This is a genomic window from Arthrobacter sp. 001422645 (assembly GCF_059816125.1).
In genome coordinates, this window is sequence record NZ_JCBANT010000010.1 from 68,941 (window position 1) to 89,606 (window position 20,666).

19 protein-coding genes are annotated in these 20,666 nt (G+C 68.6%); 9 read left to right on the forward strand and 10 right to left on the reverse strand.

The window, feature by feature from the left end; translation table 11 throughout:
* Position 1: 1 nt before the first annotated feature.
* Positions 2-511, forward strand: a complete 510-nt coding sequence (locus AC6EUH_RS11825; RefSeq protein ID WP_056430788.1) for a hypothetical protein — start codon at positions 2-4, stop codon at positions 509-511.
* Positions 508-1,770, forward strand: coding sequence for a hypothetical protein (locus tag AC6EUH_RS11830; protein WP_499738750.1), 1,263 nt, complete (start codon positions 508-510; stop codon positions 1,768-1,770). The genes AC6EUH_RS11825 and AC6EUH_RS11830 overlap by 4 nt, the downstream gene beginning before the upstream one ends.
* Before the next feature lie 46 nt (positions 1,771-1,816).
* On the opposite strand, the gene AC6EUH_RS11835 is transcribed toward AC6EUH_RS11830, so the two are convergent.
* From AC6EUH_RS11835 to AC6EUH_RS11860, 6 genes are all read right to left on the reverse strand, one after another.
* Positions 1,817-2,239: a heat shock protein transcriptional repressor HspR gene (locus AC6EUH_RS11835; RefSeq protein ID WP_056430792.1), complete on the reverse strand. Its 423-nt coding sequence runs from the start codon at positions 2,237-2,239 to the stop codon at positions 1,817-1,819.
* A 15-nt stretch (positions 2,240-2,254) separates the two neighbouring features.
* Positions 2,255-3,241: a DnaJ C-terminal domain-containing protein gene (locus AC6EUH_RS11840; protein WP_499738751.1), complete on the reverse strand. Its 987-nt coding sequence runs from the start codon at positions 3,239-3,241 to the stop codon at positions 2,255-2,257.
* 94 nt (positions 3,242-3,335) lie between these two features.
* Positions 3,336-4,007 (reverse strand): nucleotide exchange factor GrpE, encoded by a 672-nt coding sequence (locus tag AC6EUH_RS11845; RefSeq protein WP_056430801.1) that lies wholly within the window; start codon positions 4,005-4,007, stop codon positions 3,336-3,338.
* Between the two features lie 2 nt (positions 4,008-4,009).
* On the reverse strand, positions 4,010-5,872 hold the full coding sequence (dnaK, locus tag AC6EUH_RS11850) for a molecular chaperone DnaK (protein WP_499738752.1): 1,863 nt from the start codon (positions 5,870-5,872) through the stop codon (positions 4,010-4,012).
* A gap of 256 nt (positions 5,873-6,128) precedes the next feature.
* Positions 6,129-6,452 carry a hypothetical protein gene (locus AC6EUH_RS11855; RefSeq protein WP_499738753.1) on the reverse strand — a complete coding sequence of 108 codons (324 nt, stop codon included), beginning with the start codon at positions 6,450-6,452 and terminating at the stop codon, positions 6,129-6,131.
* A 144-nt stretch (positions 6,453-6,596) separates the two neighbouring features.
* Positions 6,597-7,358 (reverse strand): TetR/AcrR family transcriptional regulator, encoded by a 762-nt coding sequence (locus tag AC6EUH_RS11860; RefSeq protein ID WP_499738754.1) that lies wholly within the window; start codon positions 7,356-7,358, stop codon positions 6,597-6,599.
* A 230-nt stretch (positions 7,359-7,588) separates the two neighbouring features.
* On the opposite strand from AC6EUH_RS11860, the gene AC6EUH_RS11865 reads away from it, so the two are divergent.
* Positions 7,589-8,512, forward strand: coding sequence for an NAD-dependent epimerase/dehydratase family protein (locus AC6EUH_RS11865; protein ID WP_499738785.1), 924 nt, complete (start codon positions 7,589-7,591; stop codon positions 8,510-8,512).
* Between the two features lie 39 nt (positions 8,513-8,551).
* On the opposite strand, the gene AC6EUH_RS11870 is transcribed toward AC6EUH_RS11865, so the two are convergent.
* Complete coding sequence (locus AC6EUH_RS11870; RefSeq protein WP_499738755.1) at positions 8,552-10,768, reverse strand: MMPL family transporter; 2,217 nt, start codon at positions 10,766-10,768, stop codon at positions 8,552-8,554.
* Positions 10,769-11,017: 249 nt separating this feature from the next.
* Here AC6EUH_RS11870 and AC6EUH_RS11875 point away from each other — a divergent pair, with 249 nt between their 5' ends.
* Positions 11,018-11,533, forward strand: a complete 516-nt coding sequence (locus AC6EUH_RS11875) for a MarR family winged helix-turn-helix transcriptional regulator (protein WP_056430814.1) — start codon at positions 11,018-11,020, stop codon at positions 11,531-11,533.
* Here AC6EUH_RS11875 and AC6EUH_RS11880 read toward each other — a convergent pair.
* Positions 11,475-12,857 carry an APC family permease gene (locus AC6EUH_RS11880; protein WP_499738756.1) on the reverse strand — a complete coding sequence of 461 codons (1,383 nt, stop codon included), beginning with the start codon at positions 12,855-12,857 and terminating at the stop codon, positions 11,475-11,477. The genes AC6EUH_RS11875 and AC6EUH_RS11880 overlap by 59 nt on opposite strands.
* Positions 12,858-12,992: 135 nt before the next feature.
* Between AC6EUH_RS11880 and AC6EUH_RS11885 the strand changes: the two genes are divergently transcribed.
* The 4 genes from AC6EUH_RS11885 to pabB all read left to right on the forward strand — a co-directional run bounded on the left by AC6EUH_RS11885 (position 12,993) and on the right by pabB (position 17,278).
* The gene (locus tag AC6EUH_RS11885) at positions 12,993-13,808 is read left to right on the forward strand and encodes a methyltransferase domain-containing protein (protein ID WP_499738757.1); all 816 of its coding nucleotides are present in this window, start codon (positions 12,993-12,995) and stop codon (positions 13,806-13,808) included.
* 95 nt (positions 13,809-13,903) lie between these two features.
* Positions 13,904-14,527, forward strand: a complete 624-nt coding sequence (locus tag AC6EUH_RS11890; protein ID WP_056430820.1) for a LysE family transporter — start codon at positions 13,904-13,906, stop codon at positions 14,525-14,527.
* Between the two features lie 112 nt (positions 14,528-14,639).
* Positions 14,640-15,239 (forward strand): low molecular weight protein-tyrosine-phosphatase, encoded by a 600-nt coding sequence (locus AC6EUH_RS11895; RefSeq protein WP_056430821.1) that lies wholly within the window; start codon positions 14,640-14,642, stop codon positions 15,237-15,239.
* On the forward strand, positions 15,236-17,278 hold the full coding sequence (gene pabB / locus AC6EUH_RS11900) for an aminodeoxychorismate synthase component I (RefSeq protein ID WP_499738758.1): 2,043 nt from the start codon (positions 15,236-15,238) through the stop codon (positions 17,276-17,278). Before AC6EUH_RS11895 ends, pabB begins: the two co-directional genes overlap by 4 nt.
* Positions 17,279-17,315: 37 nt before the next feature.
* Here the strand turns inward: pabB and cls are convergent, their stop codons facing one another.
* Complete coding sequence (gene cls, locus AC6EUH_RS11905; RefSeq protein ID WP_200913055.1) at positions 17,316-18,743, reverse strand: cardiolipin synthase; 1,428 nt, start codon at positions 18,741-18,743, stop codon at positions 17,316-17,318.
* Between the two features lie 141 nt (positions 18,744-18,884).
* Between cls and AC6EUH_RS11910 the strand changes: the two genes are divergently transcribed.
* Positions 18,885-19,841: an aminodeoxychorismate lyase gene (locus AC6EUH_RS11910; RefSeq protein WP_056430826.1), complete on the forward strand. Its 957-nt coding sequence runs from the start codon at positions 18,885-18,887 to the stop codon at positions 19,839-19,841.
* Between the two features lie 81 nt (positions 19,842-19,922).
* On the opposite strand, the gene AC6EUH_RS11915 is transcribed toward AC6EUH_RS11910, so the two are convergent.
* Complete coding sequence (locus tag AC6EUH_RS11915) at positions 19,923-20,663, reverse strand: hypothetical protein (protein ID WP_499738759.1); 741 nt, start codon at positions 20,661-20,663, stop codon at positions 19,923-19,925.
* Positions 20,664-20,666 lie beyond the last annotated feature (3 nt).

A 20,666-nucleotide genomic window follows, 5' to 3' on the forward strand; every position in this document is an offset into this window, starting at 1 on the left:
CATGCGATCCACACGATCCTTGGTGCGCGGCACCAGACTCGCCGGAACCGCCTCGGCCAGTGCCGTCGCGCTCTGCCTGCTGGCCGGCGGGGGCACGGCCTACGCTTACTGGGCCAGCACGGGTGCGGGAACCGGGGCCGCAGCGGCCGCCACGATGCAGAAGGTCACCGTCGACGCGATGGTGGCAGGCGACTCGAGCAGCACCAGCCTGGTGCCGGGCGGCACGGCGGACGTCATCCTCCGGACCAGCAACCCCAACGGCTTCGCGGTCCAGCTGTACTCGGTCGCCGCCAGCGGGGCGGTCACGGCCGACGCCGCCCATGCCGGATGCGCCACCACGGGAGTTTCCTTCACGGCCCCGGCCGCCCCGCTCGCACCTGCCGTCACCATCCCGGCGAACTCTTCCCGGCTGGTCACCCTGCCCGGTGCGGCGAGCATGTCCGCGCTGTCACAGTCCGCCTGTCAGGGCGCGACCTTCAAAATTCCCGTCACCGTGGAGGCACGACGATGAGCCGTCACAACAGGCGCGAGGCCCGCCCGCGCGCCCGGGGCCGCGTTGCCGTCATCCTTGCCGGCGCGGCCCTCCTCTCGTGGGCCGGTCCAGGAGCCAACGCCTTCTGGACAACCGTTTCAAACGGAGGTTCCGCCTCCACCACCGCAGACGCGGTGGGCGCTGGCGCAACGCCGACGGCCTCCGTGTCTGCCGGAAATGTCACGCTGGCATGGACAGCCACCGCCACCCGCGCCGGGCGCCCGGTCAGCGGATACACGGTGGCCCGCTATGCCTCGGCATCGGGCGGCACCAAGGTACCCGCCGGCGGCAGTTGCGTAGGAACGGTCACCGCCGGACTCGGCTGCACCGACCAGGGTGTCCCCACCGGCGCCTGGTACTACACCGTGACCCCGGTGCTCGCGCAGTGGCAGGGAGCCGAGAGCGTCCGTAGCAGCGGTGCCGCCGTGGATACCACGCCTCCAGCCGCCCCTGCGGTGGCTGCCCCCGCTTATGTCAACATCGACAACGTCTCCTCCGTGCCGGTCAGCGGCACCACCGAGCCCGGGGCATCGATTGCCCTGGCCGTCACGGACGCCGGCGCGGCGCACACCGTGAACGCCACCGTCACCGCGAACGGCTCCGGGGCCTGGAGCGCCACGGTCAACCTGACGTCGCTTAACGCCGGAACCGTCAACTACCGCGCGGTCGCCACCGACACCGCGGGCAACCAAGGCAATCCCGCGACGCCGGGCACAGCGACCTCGGTCAAGGACGTCACCGCGCCGACAGTCACAGGAGTTCTACTGGCAGACGGCGGGGGCAGGAACGGCAAGCTCGATTCGAATGACAAGGCCACCATCACATTCTCCGAACGCCTGGACGCGTCCACGATCTGCAGTGGCTGGGCTGCCGATCCCAGCGAAACGCTGACACTGACCCCGGACCAAGCCACGGTTACCATCAGCTCCGGCTCCAGCAATACCCTCAGCGTCGCCGTGGATCCCTCGGTCTGCGCGACGTCGAGAATCGGCACCGTGGCATTGGGGGCCAACTACTATGGCTCGGGAACGCTCAGCTACAAGGGAATCATCAGCTGGGATCCGGCCACGAAGACGATCACCATCACCCTGGGGGCCCTGATCACGGGCGGCGCGGGTAACGGAACGGAACAGGCCGCTGTACCGTCCTATACGCCGGTATCCGGGATGCGGGACCTCGCAGGCAACACCTTCGCCACCACGTCCCCGGTCTCCGGCAGCACCAAGTCCCGGTTCTAACGACAACAGCGCCCGGGCCCCTAAGGTCCCGGGCACTGTTTTGTCTTCACTCGGGGTTGCGTGGCCGCCACACGACCAACGCCTGGGAGCGGGCCCGGGGGCGCTTGCCGCGGGCCAGGCTGACGACGTCGCCCGCGGCTCCAGCCGCGAAGATGCGGGAGTCGAGGGCGCGCGGGCGCCGTTCGAGTTCCTCGCTCAGTTCGGTGACGCGCCGCTGCAGGGCCGCCACCTGGTTTTCCAGCTGCAGGATCCGTTTGATGCCTTCAAGCGAAACGCCCTCCTGGGAGAGCCGCTGCACCTCGCGGAGCATGGTGATGTCCCGCTGCGAGTACCGCCGGGACTTGCCGGGGGCGCGGCTGGGCGAGACGATGCCCAGCCGGTCGTACTGCCGCAGCGTCTGCGGGTGCATGTCGGCCAGCTCCGCGGCGACGGAGATGACGAAAATCGGCTGCTCGTAGTCGAAGGCCATGGCGAGCGCCCGTTCCTAGAGCCGGGCCTTGGCTGCCAGTTCGGCGCGGACGTCCTCGCCGGCGGTGGCCTCGGAGAAAGCCTTGACGGCTGCTTCGGCGTCCTTGTTCAGCTTCCGCGGGACGGCGACGTCGATGGTCACCAGCAGGTCCCCGGTGGCCTTGGCGTGCTTGACGCCGCGTCCCTTGACCCGCAGGGTACGGCCCGACGGCGTGCCGGCCGGGACCCGTACTTTGACCTTGTCGCCGTCGATGGTGGGAACCTCGATGTCGGCGCCCAGGGCCGCCTCCGGGAAGGTCACCGGCACGTGGATGCGGAGGTTGTCGCCGTCGCGGACGTAGAAGTCATGCGGCTTCACCGAGACCGTGACCATCAGGTCCCCGTTGCCGGCCGGACCGTACTGGCCCTTGCCGCGCACCCGGACCTTCTGGCCGTCCTTGATGCCGGCCGGGATGCGCACGTCGATGACTTCGCCGTCCGGTTCACGCAGGCCGATGGTGGTGCCGCGGATGGAGCCGGCGAAGGAAATGGAGGTGGACGCGGTCCGGTCCGCGCCCTTCTGCGGGGCCCGCTGGAACGACTGACCGCCGCCGAAGCCGCCGGCGCCTCCGCCAAAGAGGTCCGCGAACTCCGGCGGAATGCCGCCGGCCGTGCTGTAGCCACCGGAGTGGCGCCCGCTGCCGCCGGTGAACAGGCCGCCAAAGAGGTCTTCGAAGCCAGCCCCGCCGCTGGCGCCGCCGCCGCCTCCGCCGGGGGCGAACCGTGCGCCGCCCATGGCCCGGATGGCGTCGTACTGCTGGCGCTCGTCGGGATCGGAGAGCACGGAGTAGGCCTCGGAGATGTCCTTGAACTTCTTCTCCGAAGCGGCGTTCCCCGCGTTGGTGTCCGGGTGGTGCTGCCGCGCGAGCTTCCGGTAGGCCTTCTTGATGTCGGCGTCGGAAGCGTCCTTGGCGACTCCAAGGATCTTGTAAAAGTCCTTGTCCACCCAGTCCTGGCTAGCCAATGGCGTTTCCTTTCAAATCTGTGTGCCGAAGTGACAGTTCGCGCCGATGTTTTGTCGAAACACCGGCGCGAACTGTCACCTCGATGGGGTACTGCTACGCCGGCACAGCCACGATGACCTGTGCTGCGCGGAGCACGCGGTCTCCGGACTTGTAGCCCGAGCGCAGGACCTGGCTGACGGTGTCGATCTCGACGTCCGGGCCGGGCTGCTGGATGAGGGCCTCGTGGATCGTGGGGTCGAACTCCACGCCGGTCTCATCGATGCGCACCAGGCCGTACGTCTTCAGCGCGTTCTCCAGCTTCGCGGCGATCGCGGCGAACGGTCCGTCCGTGAGGTCACCATGCTGGCGGGCGGCGTCGACGTCGTCCAGGACCGGGAGCAGGGAGTTCAGGACGCCGATGACGGCCATCTCCCCTGCCACGGCGCGGTCGCGTTCGACGCGCTTGCGGTAGTTGACGTACTCGGCCTGCAGGCGGCGGAGATCATTCCTGAGCTCTTCCGCCTCCGCGCCGTCGACACCCTGGGCCACGGATTCCGCGGCCGGCACCTCAACACTGTTGAGGATGTCCTCCGCCTGGGACAGTGCGTCCCTGGAATCCGCTTCCCCGGCAGCGCGCTCCTGGTCGGGGTGGCGGGCCTGGCCGGTCTTCGGGTCAACCTTGCGGTTGTCGTGGATGATCGGCTTCTGCGGCTCGCCTTCCTGATTGGCGGCGTCGCGACGGCTCTCGGAAGAACCGTGCTCTTCTTCGTTACCGTGGTGCGGCATGATTACTTCTTCTCGTCTTCGTCAACGATCTCGGCGTCGACGATGTCCTCGTCGGTGCCGGCCGCCGGCTCACCGGCGGGTGCACCCTGGGCGCCGGTGGCGCCGTCCGGGGAACCTGCCTGGGCGTAGATGGCCTCGCCGAGCTTGGTCTGGGAAGCCTGGAGCTTCTCAAACGCGGTCTTCACAGCGGCGTCGTCGGTGCCCTCGAGGGCGGCCTTGAGCGCGTCGACGTCGGCCTGGACCTCGGTCTTGACCTCTTCCGGCAGCTTGTCGGCGTTGTCGGCGATCAGCTTGTCCACCGAGTAGGCCAGCTGCTCAGCGGTGTTGCGCGTGTCGGCGGCCTCGCGGCGGGCCTTGTCCTCTGCTGCGTGCTCCTCGGCGTCCTTGACCATGCGGTCAATGTCTTCCTTGGAGAGGCTGGACCCGCCCGTGATGGTCATGGACTGTTCCTTGCCGGTGCCCTTGTCCTTCGCGGAGACGTGGACGATGCCGTTGGCGTCGATGTCGAAGGTGACCTCGACCTGCGGCACGCCGCGCGGGGCCGGAGCGATGCCGGTCAGCTCGAAGGTGCCCAGCGGCTTGTTGTCGCGGGTGAACTCGCGTTCGCCCTGGAAGACCTGGATGGCCACGGACGGCTGGTTGTCGTCCGCCGTGGTGAAGGTCTCGGACCGCTTCGTCGGAATGGCCGTGTTGCGCTCGATCAGGTGCGTCATGATGCCGCCCTTGGTTTCGATGCCGAGGGACAGCGGCGTGACGTCGATCAGGAGGACGTCCTTGCGCTCACCCTTCAGGACACCGGCCTGCAGGGCGGCGCCGACGGCGACGACCTCATCCGGGTTAACGCCCTTGTTCGGTTCCTTGCCGCCTGCGAGTTCCTTGACCAGGTCGTAGACGGCCGGCATACGGGTGGACCCGCCGACGAGCACGATGTGGTCGATCTGGGAAAGCTGGATGCCGGCTTCCTTGATGACGTCGTGGAACGGCTTCTTGGTGCGCTCGAGCAGGTCCTTGGTGAGGTCCTGGAACTTGGCGCGGGTCAGCTGCTCGTCCAGGTGCACCGGGCCGTCAGGGGTGACGGAGAGGTACTGGAGGGAGACGTTGGTGCTGGTGGAGGAGGAGAGTTCCTTCTTCGCCTGCTCGGCTGCCTCGCGGAGGCGCTGCAGGGCGATCTTGTCCTTGGAGAGGTCGATGCCCTTGACCTTGAGCTGGTTCAGCAGGTAGTCGACAACGCGCTGGTCCCAGTCGTCGCCGCCGAGGCGGTTGTCGCCTGCGGTGGAGCGGACCTGGATGGTGGAGAAATCGTCCTCGTCCTTGCCCACCTCGAGGAGGGAGACGTCGAAGGTTCCGCCGCCGAGGTCGAAGACGAGGATGAGTTCGTCTTCCTTGCCCTTGTCCAGGCCGTAGGCCAAGGCAGCCGCGGTGGGCTCGTTGACGATGCGCAGGACCTTGAGGCCCGCGATTTCGCCGGCTTCCTTGGTGGCCTGGCGCTCGGCGTCGTTGAAGTACGCGGGGACGGTGATCACGGCGTCCGTGACCTTTTCACCCAGGTAGGACTCGGCGTCGTTCTTGAGCTTCATGAGGATACGGGCGGAGATTTCCTGCGCCGTGTACTTCTTGTCGTCGACGGCGACGCTCCAGTCGGTGCCCATGTGGCGCTTGACGGAAGCGATGGTGCGGTCGATGTTGTTGACGGCCTGGCGCTTTGCGATCTCGCCGACCAGCACTTCGCCGGACTTGGAGAAGGCAACAACCGACGGCGTGGTGCGGCCACCCTCGGCGTTGGCAATGACGGTGGGCTCGCCGCCTTCGAGAACGGAGACGACGGAGTTGGTGGTTCCGAGGTCGATACCTACTGCACGAGACATGTGTTGCTTCCTTCTTTCCTTGGAAACTTGCTGAGATGGCTGCGGACCGCGGGAGGTCCGGCCGATATTGAGTGATCTGCACTCAACTTTACTCAGGGCCGTTTCAAAGTCAATTCAAAGTTGAGCGAAGTGGACTCAACTTTGAATTTCGGGCTCCACGGAGCGCTCTCGCAGAGCTATTCTTGCCCGGATTTCCGGGCATGCGAGGGCGGCAACGCCTGGGACGCCGCCCTGTTCGCTGTGCGCGAAGCCGCCGCTAGCGGTCGGTTCCGGCGGCCCCGGCAGTTCCGTAGTCGCCTTCGGGGTACTCCCCTTCTTCTGCGGCAGCCGGCGGTGCGCCGGTGCCGCCCGCCGCGCCGTAGTCACCCTCGGGGTAGTCGCCCTCTTCTGCGCCGACGGCGGTTGTGCCGGCGGTGCCCGCCGCGCCATAGTCGCCGGTGGGGTATTCGCCTTCCACGGCTTCTGCCGGATTCTCCCCGGCCGTGCCCGCCGTGCCGTAGTCTCCCTCGACATACTGGCCCTCGGCGGCGTCGACGTCGGCATCCGCCGCCTTGCGATCAAACTCGTTGTTTTCGGACATGTTTGGATCCTTCCTGGAAGCCTCGGCGCGCCCAGGCAGGCGCAGTGGCAGTCTATCGAGCACCGGCGGGAGGCAACAGGGGGTGAGGAAAGCCCACCCTGGGCCACTTGGGGGCGGCTATTCCGGGGCGGCTATTCCGTGCGGCTATTCCGTGCGGCCTCCGGCCGGGTCCGCCGAGGGGCCAAGGCCTGCGAGGTCCGCCAGCGCGGCCAGATGGTGCGCGAAGAGCTCATCCGGAGCGGCGAAGGTGTCTGCGCCGTACTGACCGAACACCTCAAAGCTGATGGCACCGAACAGGGAAGTCCACACGAGTGCGCCGCGCGCCAGCAGAATGTCGGGCACGGCCAGTCGCATATCGCGGCGGATGCGCCCCAGGTCAGCGGCGAGCGGCGGCACGACGGCGGCCTGCCCGCCGCGCGCAGCCAGCCGGCCCGCGCGGTAGGCGCCGTCGAGGAGCGCCATCAATGCGTAAATGACCCGCGTGCCCGGTCCGGTGGTCCGCTCGGCCGGCGCACGGTATCCGGGCACAGGGCTGCCGAAGAGGAGTCCGTAGCGGGCCGGTTCGCGCAGCGCCCAGCGCCTCACTGCAGAGCCGAGTGCGCTGAACCGGCCGGAAAAATCAGCCTCGGGAAGGGCTGCCACCGCGGCGTCCACTTCGTCGCCCAGCTCGTTGTAGGCATCAATGAGCAGCAGGGTCAGCAACTCTTCCCGGTTTTCCACGTAGCGGTAAACCGCCGAAGAGACGACGCCGAGGTCCCTGGCCACAGCCCGGAGCGACAGCGCGGCAGCCCCGTGCAGGGCCAGATGCTCCCGGCCGAGGCGGACAATGTCCTCGATGGTCCGGGCCCGGGCCCGTTCGCGGGGCGTGGGCGGCTTCGGGGACGGGGCGCTGGGGTTCTGTGGCACTGACCCAGCCTTTCACAAAACAGAGCAGTGTCAACAAATGTGAGCACTGCTCTTGACTTTCGCCAGCGGCGGTCGCATCCTGTAATCAGAGAGCACTGCTCTCAAGTCGCCCGAGGGCATCCGGGGAGGGCGAAGTCTGCCCGGACAGCCACTGCCGACGCCCCCAGCTGACCAGCGAAAGAGAGAACCCCGTGTCCCAGTTCGAATCCCCGGAAGCCCGGCCCTTGGGCCTGTTTGTTGTCACCGGAGCGGGGCCGGTGGGCTGGACGGTTGCCGAACAGCTCGCTGCGGCGGGCCGCCGGGTGCGGGTACTGACACGATCCGGCAAGGGGCCCGATCACCCGCTGATCGAGAAGCAGGCCGTGGACGTGTCGGACCCGGCACGGCTTGGCGGGCTATTCCGCGGCGCCACGGCCGTTTTCCACTGCATCCATGGCTCGCAGTACAGCGCGAAGGTGTGGGCGGCGGAACTGCCCGGCGCCGAGCAGGCCGTCCTGGCCGCGGCCGGCGAGGCGGGCGCCGTCGTCGTCTTCCCGGAGAGCCTGTATTCGTACAGCGAGCCCGACCGGCCGATGACCGAAGAGGGTCCGCGCGAGGCACGGGGAGGAAAGCGCGGTGTCCGCACCGCACTCTTGAAGGCCCGGGCGGCGTCCGCAACGGACACTGTGAGCGTGGCCGCAGGCGATTTCTTCGGCCCCAGGGTCCGCAATGCGCATGCCGGCGAGCGCATGGTGAAACCGGTGCTGGCGGGCAAGTCCCTGATGGTGATCGGCAATGCGGGACTGCCGCACTCCTTCACGTACGTGCCGGATCTGGCCGCCGCCATGATCGTGGCCGCGCAGGACCGCACCCTGTGGAACACGGTGTGGCACGCGCCGACCGGCCCCGCGCTGAGCCAGCGGGAGATCGCCGCGGCGTTCGCTGCCGCTGCCGGCGCCCGGGCGCCGCGTGTGTCCGCCGTCCCGGGCTGGGCGCTGCGTGCGATGGGCATGTTCTCCCCCGCAACGCGGGAACTGGCGGAGACCCTTTACCAGTTCGAGCGCCCGTTTGTGATGGATTCGCGGGCGAGCGAAGCCGCCCTGGGGTTGCAGCCCACCCCGCTCACGGAGGCAGCCGCCGCCACGGTTGCCTGGTGGGGGGACCAGGAACAATGACGGCGGCTGCGGACTGAGTTCCGGCGAGCGGCGTTCCGGCTAGCGGATGCCTGCCTCCGCGGTTTCCGGCGCGGCAGGCAGGGTGCGGGCGGCAGCATCCGCCTCGGGGCGTCCCAGCTTGCTGGGCCACCAGATCCGGGGGCCGATGTCGTAGGCCAGGGCCGGGACCAGCAGGGACCGGACCACAATGGTGTCCAGCAGGACCCCGAAGGCCACGATGAAGGCCAGCTGCACCAGGAACATGATGGGGATGACGCCCAGGGCCGCGAAGGTGGCCGCGAGCACCACACCGGCGGACGTGATCACCCCGCCCGTGACGCCCAGGCCGCGCAGGATGCCGGGCCTGGTGCCGTGCTTCAGGGATTCCTCCCGGACCCGGCTCATCAGGAAGATGTTGTAGTCCACCCCCAGCGCGACCAGGAAGACGAACCCGAAGAGGGGCACGGTGGCATCGGCGCCCGGGAACCCGAAAACGTTGTTGAACACGTAGGCGGAAACCCCCAGTGCGGCGCCGTAGGACAGGACCACCGAGGCGACCAGCAGGACCGGTGCCAGCAAGGAACGCAGCAGGATCATAAGGATCACGAGGATGACCGCGAGGACCACCGGGATGATGGTGACGAGGTCACGCTGGGCGGTGGTGTTCGTGTCCAGGGCAGTGGCGGTCACGCCGCCCACCAGCGCGCCGTCGTCGATCTTCTTGAGGCCCTCGCGGAGGGCCACCACGACGTTTTCCGCCTCGTTGGAGTCCGCGGCGAAGTTCAGCGTGGCGTTGATCAGGACCTTGCCGTCCCGCACCGCCGGTTCCGTGGGGGCCGCGGGAGCGCCGGGAGCAGCCGGCGCGCCGGTGATCGGCACGCCGCCGTCGGCCAGCAGGTAGGCGTCCCCGACGCCGTCGGTCGCCTTGGTCTGTTCCAGCACTTCCTGCGCCTTCGCTTCGTCGGCTACGATCACGGCGGGGCTGCCGGTGCCGGCGTCGAAGTGCCGGGCCAGGGCGTCCTGGCCGTCGACGGCGTTGGAGGCGGTGAGGATGACATCGGTCTGCGGGACGCCGTTGGCCTTGAGCTGCAGGACGCCGGCCGAGGCCACGAGGAGCAGCAGCACGGAGGCGATCCAGACGGTCCGGGGCCGGCGGGACACGAGGGAGCCGGTGGCGCGCCACAGGCCCTTCTGCCCCTCAAGGCCGGTGACAATTGCAGGCTCGCGTTCAGTCTCCGGGAGCAGTCTGGGGAGGAAGGGCCAGAACGCGGCGCGGCCCAAAAGTGCCAGCAGCGCCGGCAGCAGGGTGAGGGCGGCGAAGAGCGAGCAGAGGATGCCCGCGGCGGCTACCGGGCCGAGGGCCTTGTTGGAGTTGAGATCGGAGAACAGCAGGCAGAGGAGCGCGATGATGACCGTCGCGCCGGAAGCAACGATGGGTTCCCACGAATTTTTCCACGCCGTCAGTGCGGCGGCCGTGCGGTTGGTGCTGTGCGTCAGCGCCTCACGGAACCGGGACACGTAGAGCAGCGCGTAGTCCGTGGCGGCACCGATCACCAGGATGGACAGGATGCCCTGGCTCTGGCCGTTGAGCTGGATCCAGCCCAGTTTCGCCATGCCGAAGACGAGCAGGATGGCGGCGCACAGGGCGAAGACCGAGGTGAAGAGGACGACAATCGGCAGCAGCAACGAGCGGTAGACAATCAGCAGGATCACGAACACCGCACTGAGGGCCGCGAGCAACAGGATGCCGTCAATGCCGGCGAAGGCGCTGACGAGGTCCGCGGTCAGCCCGGCCGGGCCGGTCACGAAGGTCTGCATGCCCTCCGGGGCGGACGCCTGCACCTCGTCGCGGAGTTCCGCGACAACTTCCTTCACTTCGCCGGCCGCATCGATCGGGACGACGAACTGCACGGCTTTGCCGTCCTCGGACGGGATGGGGCCGATGACAGTGCTGCCGGCATCCAACGCCTCAAGATTTCCCTTGAGGGCTGCCACCTCACCGAGCTGGGCCGGGGTGAAAGCGGCGTCGCTCTCGATGACAATGACGGCGGGGATCTCGTTGGTGTCCCGGAACTTGGCCTGCCAGTCCTGGGCCGCCGTGGCTTCGGCCCCTGCCGGGAGGAAGGACGCCTGGTCGTTTGAGGAGACCTCTTCCAGCCGGCCGAAGGTGGGTCCGCCGATCCCGGCGATCGCAAGCCAGGTGATGACGAGCAGGACGGGAACCAGCCAGCGCAGCCAGAAGGGGACGCGGGCACCGGATCGTGGGGTCGTGTTCATGGTTCCTTCTGGTGATTGCCTGGGAGGAGTAGAATTGAGTCCATCATAGACTATCTCCACAATGGAGAGATATAGAGGCGGCGATATAGATGCCGTGGTAAAGACGTGGAGGTAATCCTGCGTATCCGATCTCTAGATCATCCCGGGACGCCTCGGGGCCGACGCCGGGCGCCCCTGAAGTAAACTCCGGATGGCGCCGCCAACCGCGGAGCAAGGCGACACAGGCGACAGGATAGAGGGAGGTGCACCGTGACAGTTGATTCCTCGGGCCGCCCCGACGCGTCCGGGCCGCCTCCGCTGGTCCGGCTGCTGCAGGAGTTCAGCCTCGAAGCCAACCGCTACGTGGACTCCGCCGGCGGCCGCAACGACATGCACCGCACGGACCTCAACGCCCTGGCCGTGATCATGCAGCACACCGCGCGGAACCAGATCGTCACACCCGGGGTGCTCCGCAAGGAACTCCACCTCAGCTCCCCCGCCACGACGGCGCTGATCGACCGGCTGTATAAGTCCGGACACGTGGTCCGGGAACGGCTTGGCACGGACCGCCGCCAGGTCCAGCTACGGATGACCCCCAAGGCCTACCGCGACGGCGGCGCCATGTTCCTGCCGCTGGCCCGCCACATGGACGCCGCGATGGCCGAATTCACCCCGGAGGAGCTGGAGATTGCCACCCGGTTCATGGCGTCGATGATCGAGGCGACGGTCAGGGCCGGGCAGGAGGCGGCGCAGCAGACGGCACCGTCTCCAGCTGACCTGCCGTAACTGCCGTCTTCGGGTGCCCCGCCCGCATTCCTCTCCGGCCCGCCCAGACCGCCGGCAGCCCCCTCAGGCCCGCCCAACCCGCCGGCCGGCCCACCCAGACAGCGGCCGCGGCCAGGCCCAGGGGGACCACGAGCGCCCAGCCGCTGAAGAGCAGCACGGCCAGCATCACAACGGAGGCCACAATAACGCCGTACCAGGCCGGCGTCCGGGCGGGCAGCAAACGGATCCCGGCCACCAGGCCAAACGCCGTCACGGCGGTGAAGCAGGCCGATGCCGCCCCGATCTGAAACTGCATGTTGCTCAGCCCGGCCGCGGCCGCCCCGAAGGACAGGAACGTCATCGCGGCCAGCAGCCCCAGGCTGGCTGCGGGCACCCGGCCCGGGCCAGTGCCCCGCGCGAGGGACCGCGGCAGCACGCCGTCGGACGCCAGGCTCGCCCCCAGCCGGCTGGCGCCGGCGACGAAGGTGTTGATCGGGCCGAAGGTCAGCACCGCGGCGGCGACGGCGGTCAGCGGGGCGGCGAGTCCGCCGAGTCCCTTTTCGAGCAGTTGCGCGATGGGCACGTCGCTGCCGGGGAGGGCCGGGCCCAGTACGGCGACCGAGGCTGCGACGACGCCGATGTACACCACGCCGACCACAACCAGAGTGAGCCAGGTGGCCCGTTTGAGGTCCCGTTCCGGATTGCGAAATTCCCCGGCAAGGTGTGTGACCGCCTCCCAGCCGGCGAAGCAGAAGAAGAGCAGGCTGGCCACCCCGCCCACGGCCCAATAGCCGTGCGGCGCGAACGGCGTGAAGTTCTCGGCCCTGGCGAACGGCGCGGCGAGGGCGACCGCCAGCGCCAGCAGCCCGACCAGCAGCACCATCAGCACCAGTTGGATGCCGCTGGACATCCGGATCCCGACAGCGTTGCATCCGAACGCGGCGGCCAGCAGCAGCGCCGCGGCCAGCAACGCCGTCCCGCGCCCGCCGCCCAGGGCGTGGGCGATGTAGTTGCCGCCGATGACGGCTGTCGCGGGAGCGCCGAACGGAATGGCGAAGTAGAAAAGGTAGCCGGCCACGGCCGAGGCGCGGCGCCCGTAGGCACGGGTCACAAAGTGGGCGATTCCGCCGGCGTCGGGCTGCTGGCGGCTCATCTCCGCGAAGCTGAAGGCCACGGGGGTGCAGAACACGAGCAGCAGGGTCCAGGCCAGGAGCGACGCCGGGCCGGCTTCCTTGGCGGCGATCGCCGGGAGGACCAGGATGCCGGAGCCCAGGATCGCCCCGACGTAGATACCGGTCGCCCGGAACAGGCCGAGCCCTGCCTGCTTGCTGCTGTTGATGTTCACTCCTCTAATCATCCGCACCACGGCCGCGGGCAGAAGCGGCAAAACAGACGGGCACGCATAAAATCCTGCCGTCTTCCGCCCGGCCGCTTCCCCCGCTTCCGCTGATTTGCCGGCGCGTGGCGGTAGCGTTTCATTATGAGTGCGCAGCAGCCTGAAGATGTGTACAGCCACGGCCACCACGAGTCGGTGGTCCGCGCCCACGCCTCGCGGACGGCGGAGAACTCCGCGGCCTTCGTGATCCCGCACCTCACGCCCGGAGTCTCGGTGCTCGACGTCGGCTGTGGGCCGGGCAGCATCACGTGCGACTTCGCCGGACTCGTCTCCCCCGGGAAAGTCACCGGGCTGGACCGCTCGCCCGAGGTGATCAGCCACGCTGCCGCCCTCGCAGCCGAGCGCGGCGTGCAGAACGTCGAGTTTGTCGCCGGCAACATCTACGACCTCGATTTCGACGACGAAACGTTCGACGTCGTGCACGCCCACCAGGTGCTGCAGCACCTCACGGACCCGGTCGCCGCCCTCCGGGAAATGCGCCGCGTCGCCAAACCCGGCGGGATCGTGGCGGTGCGCGACGCCGATTTCCACGGCATGAGCTGGTACCCGGCCGTCCCCGAGCTGGATGAATGGATGGAGCTCTACCAGCGGATTGCCCGCCGCAACGGGGCCGAGCCCGACGCCGGCCGCCGCCTGGTTTCCTGGGCGCAGTCCGCCGGGTTCACCGACGTCGCACCCTCCAGCAGCAACTGGCTGTACGCCACCGGCCAGCAGCGCCGCTGGCAGGCCCGGGTGTGGGGCGAACGGGTGCTGCACTCGGCCTTCGCGGACCAGGCGCTCGAGTACGGCTTCGCCAACGCCGCCGACCTGGCCCGGATTTCGGCCGGCTGGCACCGCTGGGGCTCCACGGACGACGGCTGGTTCCTGATCCCCAACGGCGAAGTCATCGCCCGGGCCTGAACTGCACCCCCACCAAGCCGGTGCCGCGCGGAATGTGACACGACTATGTCCCTCCTGCCGGAACCTCCTCCCGCCCGCGGCCGTAAACTGGCTCCGTGCAACCCTCCCTTTGGCTGGCCCTGGCGGGCGCCGGCGTCTTGATCAGCTTCACGCCCGGCGCGGGCGCCATCAACACCATGAGCAACTCGCTGAACTCCGGTTTCCGGCGCGCCATCTGGGGAATCCTGGGGCAGCAGGCGGCACTGATCGTGCACGTTGTGATCGTGGCCCTGGGTGTCGGCGTCCTGGTGGCCAGCTCGCCGGTCGCCTTCAACGCGATCCGCTACGCGGGCGCGGCCTACCTTGTCTACCTGGGCATCCAGCAGTTCCGGCACAAACCCGATCTGGACCAGGAGAAGGCGGCCGCGCTGCGCAATGAGCCAGGCCTCTCCATGTTCCGCCGCGGTCTGTGGGTCAACCTGCTGAACCCCAAGGCGATCGTGTTCTTCCTGGCCTTTATGCCCCAGTTCATCCGCCCGGAGGATCCGCTGCTGCCGCAGTACCTGGTCCTGTCAGCCACCGTGGTGGTCATCGACATCCTGGTGATGTGGTTCTTCTTCGCGGCCGCGGCCAAGTCCTTCCAGCGCTTCACGCACGATGCCCGCGGACAGCGGATCCTCAACAGGACATTCGGCGTGCTGTTTATGGCCGTCGGTGTGATGCTGGCCCTGATCCACTGACGCCCCGGCCACAGCCCCCGCGTGACAGGTGCAGAATACAAGTGTGACAAGCTTGTAATGTTTACGGTCCGGAAACTAGCCAAGGGGAAACCGCATGATTCATGATTGCACTATGACATCACCGCCGAGGACCCCACCGCCGAGGACCTCACCGCCGGACCAGTACCGGATCATCGCGGTCTGCACCGGCAACATCTGCCGGTCGCCGATGGCTGAACTGATGCTGGCGGAGGCAATGGCCGCCGCGGGCCTGGCCGGCGCCGTCGTGGATTCAGCCGGAACCACGGCTTACGAGGTGGGCCGGCCGATTGACCCGCGGGCCGCCCGCAAGCTCACCGCCCACAGCATCCCCTCGGACCAGCATGTGGCGCGCGAATGGCGGACGGATTGGTTCCACAGCCGCGACCTCATCCTCGCCCTGGACGTGGACCACTTCGGCTGGCTGCAGCAGGCGGCGCCGGACCGCGAGTCCCTGGCCAAGATCAGGATGTTGCGCAGCTTCGATCCCGCCGTCGCGGGCAAGGACCCCCTCGACCAGGGCATCGAAGACCCCTGGTACGGCGGCCACGCGGACTTCGACGTCACCTGGAACCTGATCCACGCGGCACTTCCCGGGATCGTGGCGCACGTCCAGGCCGAGCTCGCCGTGCTCCGGCGACCGGGCGGCAGTGATCAACCCAATGCAGGGCAGCCGGTACGCTCTATTTCATGAGTCCTGCACCCGTCATCATCGCCATCGACGGACGATCCGGCGCAGGCAAGACCACCCTGGCGATCGAACTGGCGGCACGGCTCCGCGAGCACCACAAGGTGTCCCTCTTTCACCTCGAGGACATCTACCCCGGCTGGAACGGGCTCGCGGCCGGCGTCGAACGCTACGCCTCGACGGTCCTGGCCCCGCTGCACCGCGGCGAGCCCGCCGAATGGGTCAGCTGGGACTGGAACGCGCACTACGACGGCGAGACCCGCACCACCCGGCCCGCCGAGATCGTCCTGGTGGAAGGCGTGGGTGCGGCCGCTGCGGCAGCCCGCCCCTACCTGTCCGCGGTCATCTGGGCCGATTCGCCCGAACACGACCGGCGCAGCAGGGCCCTGGCCCGGGACGGCGACAGCTACGCACCGTACTGGGATGAGTGGGCCGCCCAGGAAGAGGAGTGGCTGGCCGTGGACGACGTTCCGGCCCAGGCCGATGTCCGCGTGCTCAACCTGGCCGACGGCGCCGCGCCGGCCGAAGTACTCCAGTCCCTCCAGTACCTCCCGGCCTTGTCCACGGTGATGCTCCCGGAACTCGCCGCCCGCCGCGGCCTGGAGCTCCGCGCCGAACGGATCACAGCCGCGCCGGACCCTGCCCGGCTGTTCGAGTCCCTCTACGGCCGCTCAGCCAACGCCGTCTGGCTCGACTCGTCCCTGCCGCCGGACGAAGGCGCCGCGGCGGAACGGAGCCGGTTCAGCATCCTGGCCGACGACGGCGGCCCGTTCGGCCAGTCGGTCCGGCACACTGCGGGCAGCACCCAGGTGACGGTCGGCAACGCCGCTGTCACGACGGAGGAGCCGTTCTTCCGGTGGCTCGACGGCGTCTGGGGCGACCGCGTCCTCCGCGGCCCCGAGGGCTACCCCTGCGAGTTCACCCTGGGCTGGCTCGGCTACCTCGGCTACGAACTCAAACGCGAGACCGGCGGCAGCGACGTCACGGCCGAGTCCCCCGATGCCTGCCTGCTGTTCGCCGGGCGCGCCGTGGTGCTGGACCATGTGGAGCAGGCGGTCTGGCTGCTGGAGCTGGACACCCCCGACGCCGGGGACTGGCTCGGGGCCGCCCGGACCGCCGTCACCGGGGCATGCGGCGGCCTCGAACCGTCCGCCCCGCGCGCGGGCGCTGGCACTGGCACTGCCCCGGCCTTCACCGCACGGGACTCGGAGGTCGCCTACAAGTCCAAAATCACTGAGGCCCAGTACCAGATCGCCGAAGGCAACACCTACGAGGCCTGCCTGACCACCGCCCTGACAGCAGAACTTCCGGCTTCCGCCCTGGACCCCCGGCAGGCCTACCTGGCGCTGCGCCGGAGGAATCCGGCCCCGTTCGCCAGCTATCTGCGCTTCGGGGACCTCACGGTGGCGAGCACCTCGCCCGAGCGGTTCCTGCGGATCGCGGCCGACGGCCGGATGCGCGCCGAGCCGATCAAGGGCACCCGGCACCGGGACGCGGACCCGGCGCGGGACGCGCTGCTGCGGCAGGAACTCGAATCCTCCCCGAAGGACCGGGCCGAGAACATCATGATCGTTGACCTGCTGCGCAATGACCTCAGCCATTTCGCGGTGCCCGGCACGGTGTCGGTCAGCCGGCTCTGCGCGATCGAAAGTTACGCCACGGTCCACCAGATGGTGAGCACCATCGATGCCAGGCTCAGGCCCGGGATGCCGCGGGCCGAGGCCGTCGCGGCGTGCTTCCCCGCCGGCTCCATGACCGGCGCCCCCAAGGTCAGCACCATGGCCATCCTGGACCGGCTGGAGGGCGCGCCGCGGGGGGTCTACTCCGGCGCGATCGGCTATTTTTCGCTGAACGGCGCCACCGACCTGGCCGTGGCGATCCGCACCCTGGTGCTCGCGGAGCGGCCCGGCGGTGGCACCGGGCTCAGCCTCGGTGTGGGCGGGGCGATTACGGCCGATTCCTCGCCGCAGGACGAGTACGAGGAAATCCGGACCAAGGCCTTCGGGGTCCTCTCGGCGCTCGGCGCGGAGTTCCCGCCAGGCTGACGCCAACCCCGTCACCCGGCTGGCCAGTGCAGCGCGGCTACTGCAAGGTGGCCGTCAGCCGGGCCACGTTGTCCACGTATTTGACCCCCATGGGCCGCTTCATCCAGTCCTCGAGGGTCAGTTCCCGCGAAATGCCCCGGTAGGTGTCCTCCACGGCGCTGATCCGGCGCACGATGTCCTCGCCCAGGAGCATCACTGAGACCTCAAGGTTCAGCGAGAAGGAGCGCATGTCCATGTTGCTGGACCCCAGCACCGCCACGTCGTTATCGATGGTGAAGTGCTTGGCGTGCAGCACGAAAGGGGCCTTGTACAGGTAGATCCGCACGCCGGCTTCCAGGAGCGCCTCGTAGTACGACTGCTGGGCGTGGTGGACCAGGAACTGGTCACCTTTTTCCGAGACGAAGAGTTCGACGTCGACGCCGCGCTGCGCCGCCGTCGTCACCGCGTACAGCAGCGAATCATCCGGGACGAAGTAGGGGCTGCAGATCGAGATCTTGTGCTGCGCCGAGTAGATCAGCGTGTTGAAAAGACGCAGGTTGTTTTCCGTGATGAAGCCGGGGCCGCTGGGCACCACCTGGGCCGTGATGTTGCCGGCGTGCAGTTCGGGACGATGCGCCAGCTGATCCTCGAGCGACTCGTCGGTCTCGCTGAGCCAGTCCGTGGCGAACACGACGTTGAGCGTGGTGACGATCGGCCCCCGCAAGCAGGCCATCAGCTCGACCCATTCGCGGCCCACCTTGCGGTGCCGCGGGTTGTTGTACGAGGGTTCGATCAGGTTCTGCGAACCGGTGAAGGCCACCTCGCCGTCGATCACCATGATCTTGCGGTGGTTGCGCAGGTCCGGCCGGCGCCACTGCCCGTGCACGGGCCGCAGCGGCAGCATGGGACGCCAGCGAATCTTGCCGGCCTTGAGCCGGGCGATCAGCTTGCTGTAGCCCTGGATGCGCAGGGTCCCCAGGTGGTCGAACAGGAGACGGACCTCGACGCCGCGTTCTGCGGCCTCTTCCATCGCCGTCAGCAGATCGTCCGTGACGTGGTCCGAGCTCAGGATGTAGAACTCGGCGTTGACGAAGGACTCGGCCTTACGGACTGCCGCCGCCATCGCCTTGATCGAGTCCGGGTACCCGGGGAGGAGCTCCACGTGATTGCCGTCCACCATCGGCAGCGAGCCAAGGGTCTTGTTCAGTTCCGCCGCGGAGGCCACCCATTCCGGGCCGTCGTAGCGGCTTTCCAACATGGCCAGGTCGGCCGTGCCGGCGCGCACGCGGGTGTTCACTGCATCCTGCTGCGCCCGGCGCTTGCGGGAGAGGCGGAAATTGCCGAAGAGCAGGAACAGGACCAGGCCGAGGGCCGGGACGAAGAAGATGATCAGCAGCCAGGCCATGGCCGTGGTGGGGCGTCGGTTTCCCGGGATGATGCCGAGGGCCAGCACCCGGATGGCGAGGTCCACCACGGTCAGGATCATGATCACCCAGGACGGCAGCGTTTCCGCCAGCGAAAATGGCCACAGCACAGGCGAACCCCTCAAGCTCCAGACCCGCGGAACAGTTCCGGAACGGGCAACCGTCAAATCCTAACCCGTTGCCCGCCGCACTAAGCTGAAGCCATGACTTCTCCTGCCGCCGCTCCCTCCCCCGCCACGGTGCTGGTCTTCCTCGACCCCGCGTTCGAGGACGGCCGGCTGGCCGATGCGTCCAAGCCGCAGCTCATGGCGACGGACCAGGGCGCCACCCGCGGCGATGGTGTTTTCGAGTCGCTGCTGGCGGTGGGCGGGCACCCCCGCAAGCTCCAGGCACACCTGAACCGCCTGGCCGGGTCCGCCCGGCTCCTGGAGCTGGACATCCCGGCGGAGGAGCCCTGGCGCCGCGCCATCACAACGGCCATCCGCGAATACCGCAGCCAGCACGTGCCGGGGTCCGTTGCTGACGACGAACTCGTGGTGAAGCTGCTGGTGACCCGCGGCGTCGAAGGATCCGCCATGCCCACCTGCTGGGTCCAGGCGTCCGCACCCGGCCCCGCCGGGCGTCGCCAGCGCGAGACCGGCGTCGACGTCATCCTGCTGGACCGCGGCTACGACAGCGAAGTGGGCGAGCGGGCGCCGTGGCTGCTCCTGGGTGCTAAGACCCTTTCCTATGCGGTCAATATGGCGGCCCTGCGGTACGCGCATGCCCAGGGTGCGGACGATGTCATCTTCACGTCCGCGGACGGCCGGGTCCTGGAGGGTCCGACGTCGACCGTGCTGCTCGCGCACCTGGAGACCGTCGACGACGGCGCCGGCGGGGTCCGCACCATCCGGCGCCTCATCACCCCCCAGCTCGACAGCGGGATCCTGCCCGGCACCTCGCAGGGCGCCCTGTTCACCGCGGCCAAGGCCGCCGGCTGGGAGCTGGGCTACGGCCCGCTGGAACCCCACGACCTCTACGACGCCGACGCCGTCTGGCTGATCTCCAGCATCCGGCTGCTGGCGCCCGTCAACCACATTGACGGCAAGGAAATCGGCACCCCGGAGCTGCGCCGGCAGCTCACGGCAGAGCTCAACGCGCTCTACGCCACGATCCAGTAGCCCAGCGGCATGCAGCGCGGGGTCAGCTGCGGCCCACCCGGGCGCCCCGGATGGGCGCGTGGTGACCCCGCGTTCCGCGTGTCAGCCCTTGGCGAGGGCTTCGTCGACGAGACGGGCCAAGTCGACTGACGCATCCGCGGTGAGCCCGATCCCCGTTACGACGGCCGTAGCCGACAGCGTTCCCTTCAATCCCATGACCATGACTGTCGTCACGGCCTGCCCGGAGGGCAGCGTCTGAGTGGAGAGGGAGCTGAACGAGTTGTCCCCGGTTGTTTTCACGTCCAGGACTTTCGTCGTGTTCGTGATTTTCTGGCCCTGGAACTCCAGCGTGAAGTTTGCACACTTCGTGCTGTTCGCCTCGGAGGCTTCGACATTGCTGCTTAGGAGCTCCGGGTCCGTGACCGCCACGAGGGTGAGCACCGTGATGGTTTCCTCCTTGGCCGATTCGGCGCCGCCGGCGGCGTAGGTGCTGCCCTCGGGAATCTGCGCGCTGCTGTCCGCAAGGGCGCCGCATTCCGCGGGAGTGATCTTGGCGGCGTCCATCATCTCGCCGGCCGATTCGATGCCCTGGTCCAGTTCGCTTGCCGGAACGGCAGTCAGCGGCCGGCCTGCGGCGTCTTTCAGCCCGGCGATGATCGCGGCCAGCTCCTTCTCCGCGTACGCCTTCGGTGTGGGAGTCGGCGTGGCGGACGGCGATGCCGCCAGCGATTCTCCCGAAGCCGGAGAAGACGAGCCCCCGGCGGCTGAGGACGTGCCGCAGCCGGCGAGCGCCAGCGTCGTCGCGAGAAGGAGCGCGGCCGGTGTGATGCTTCTTAGATTCATGGA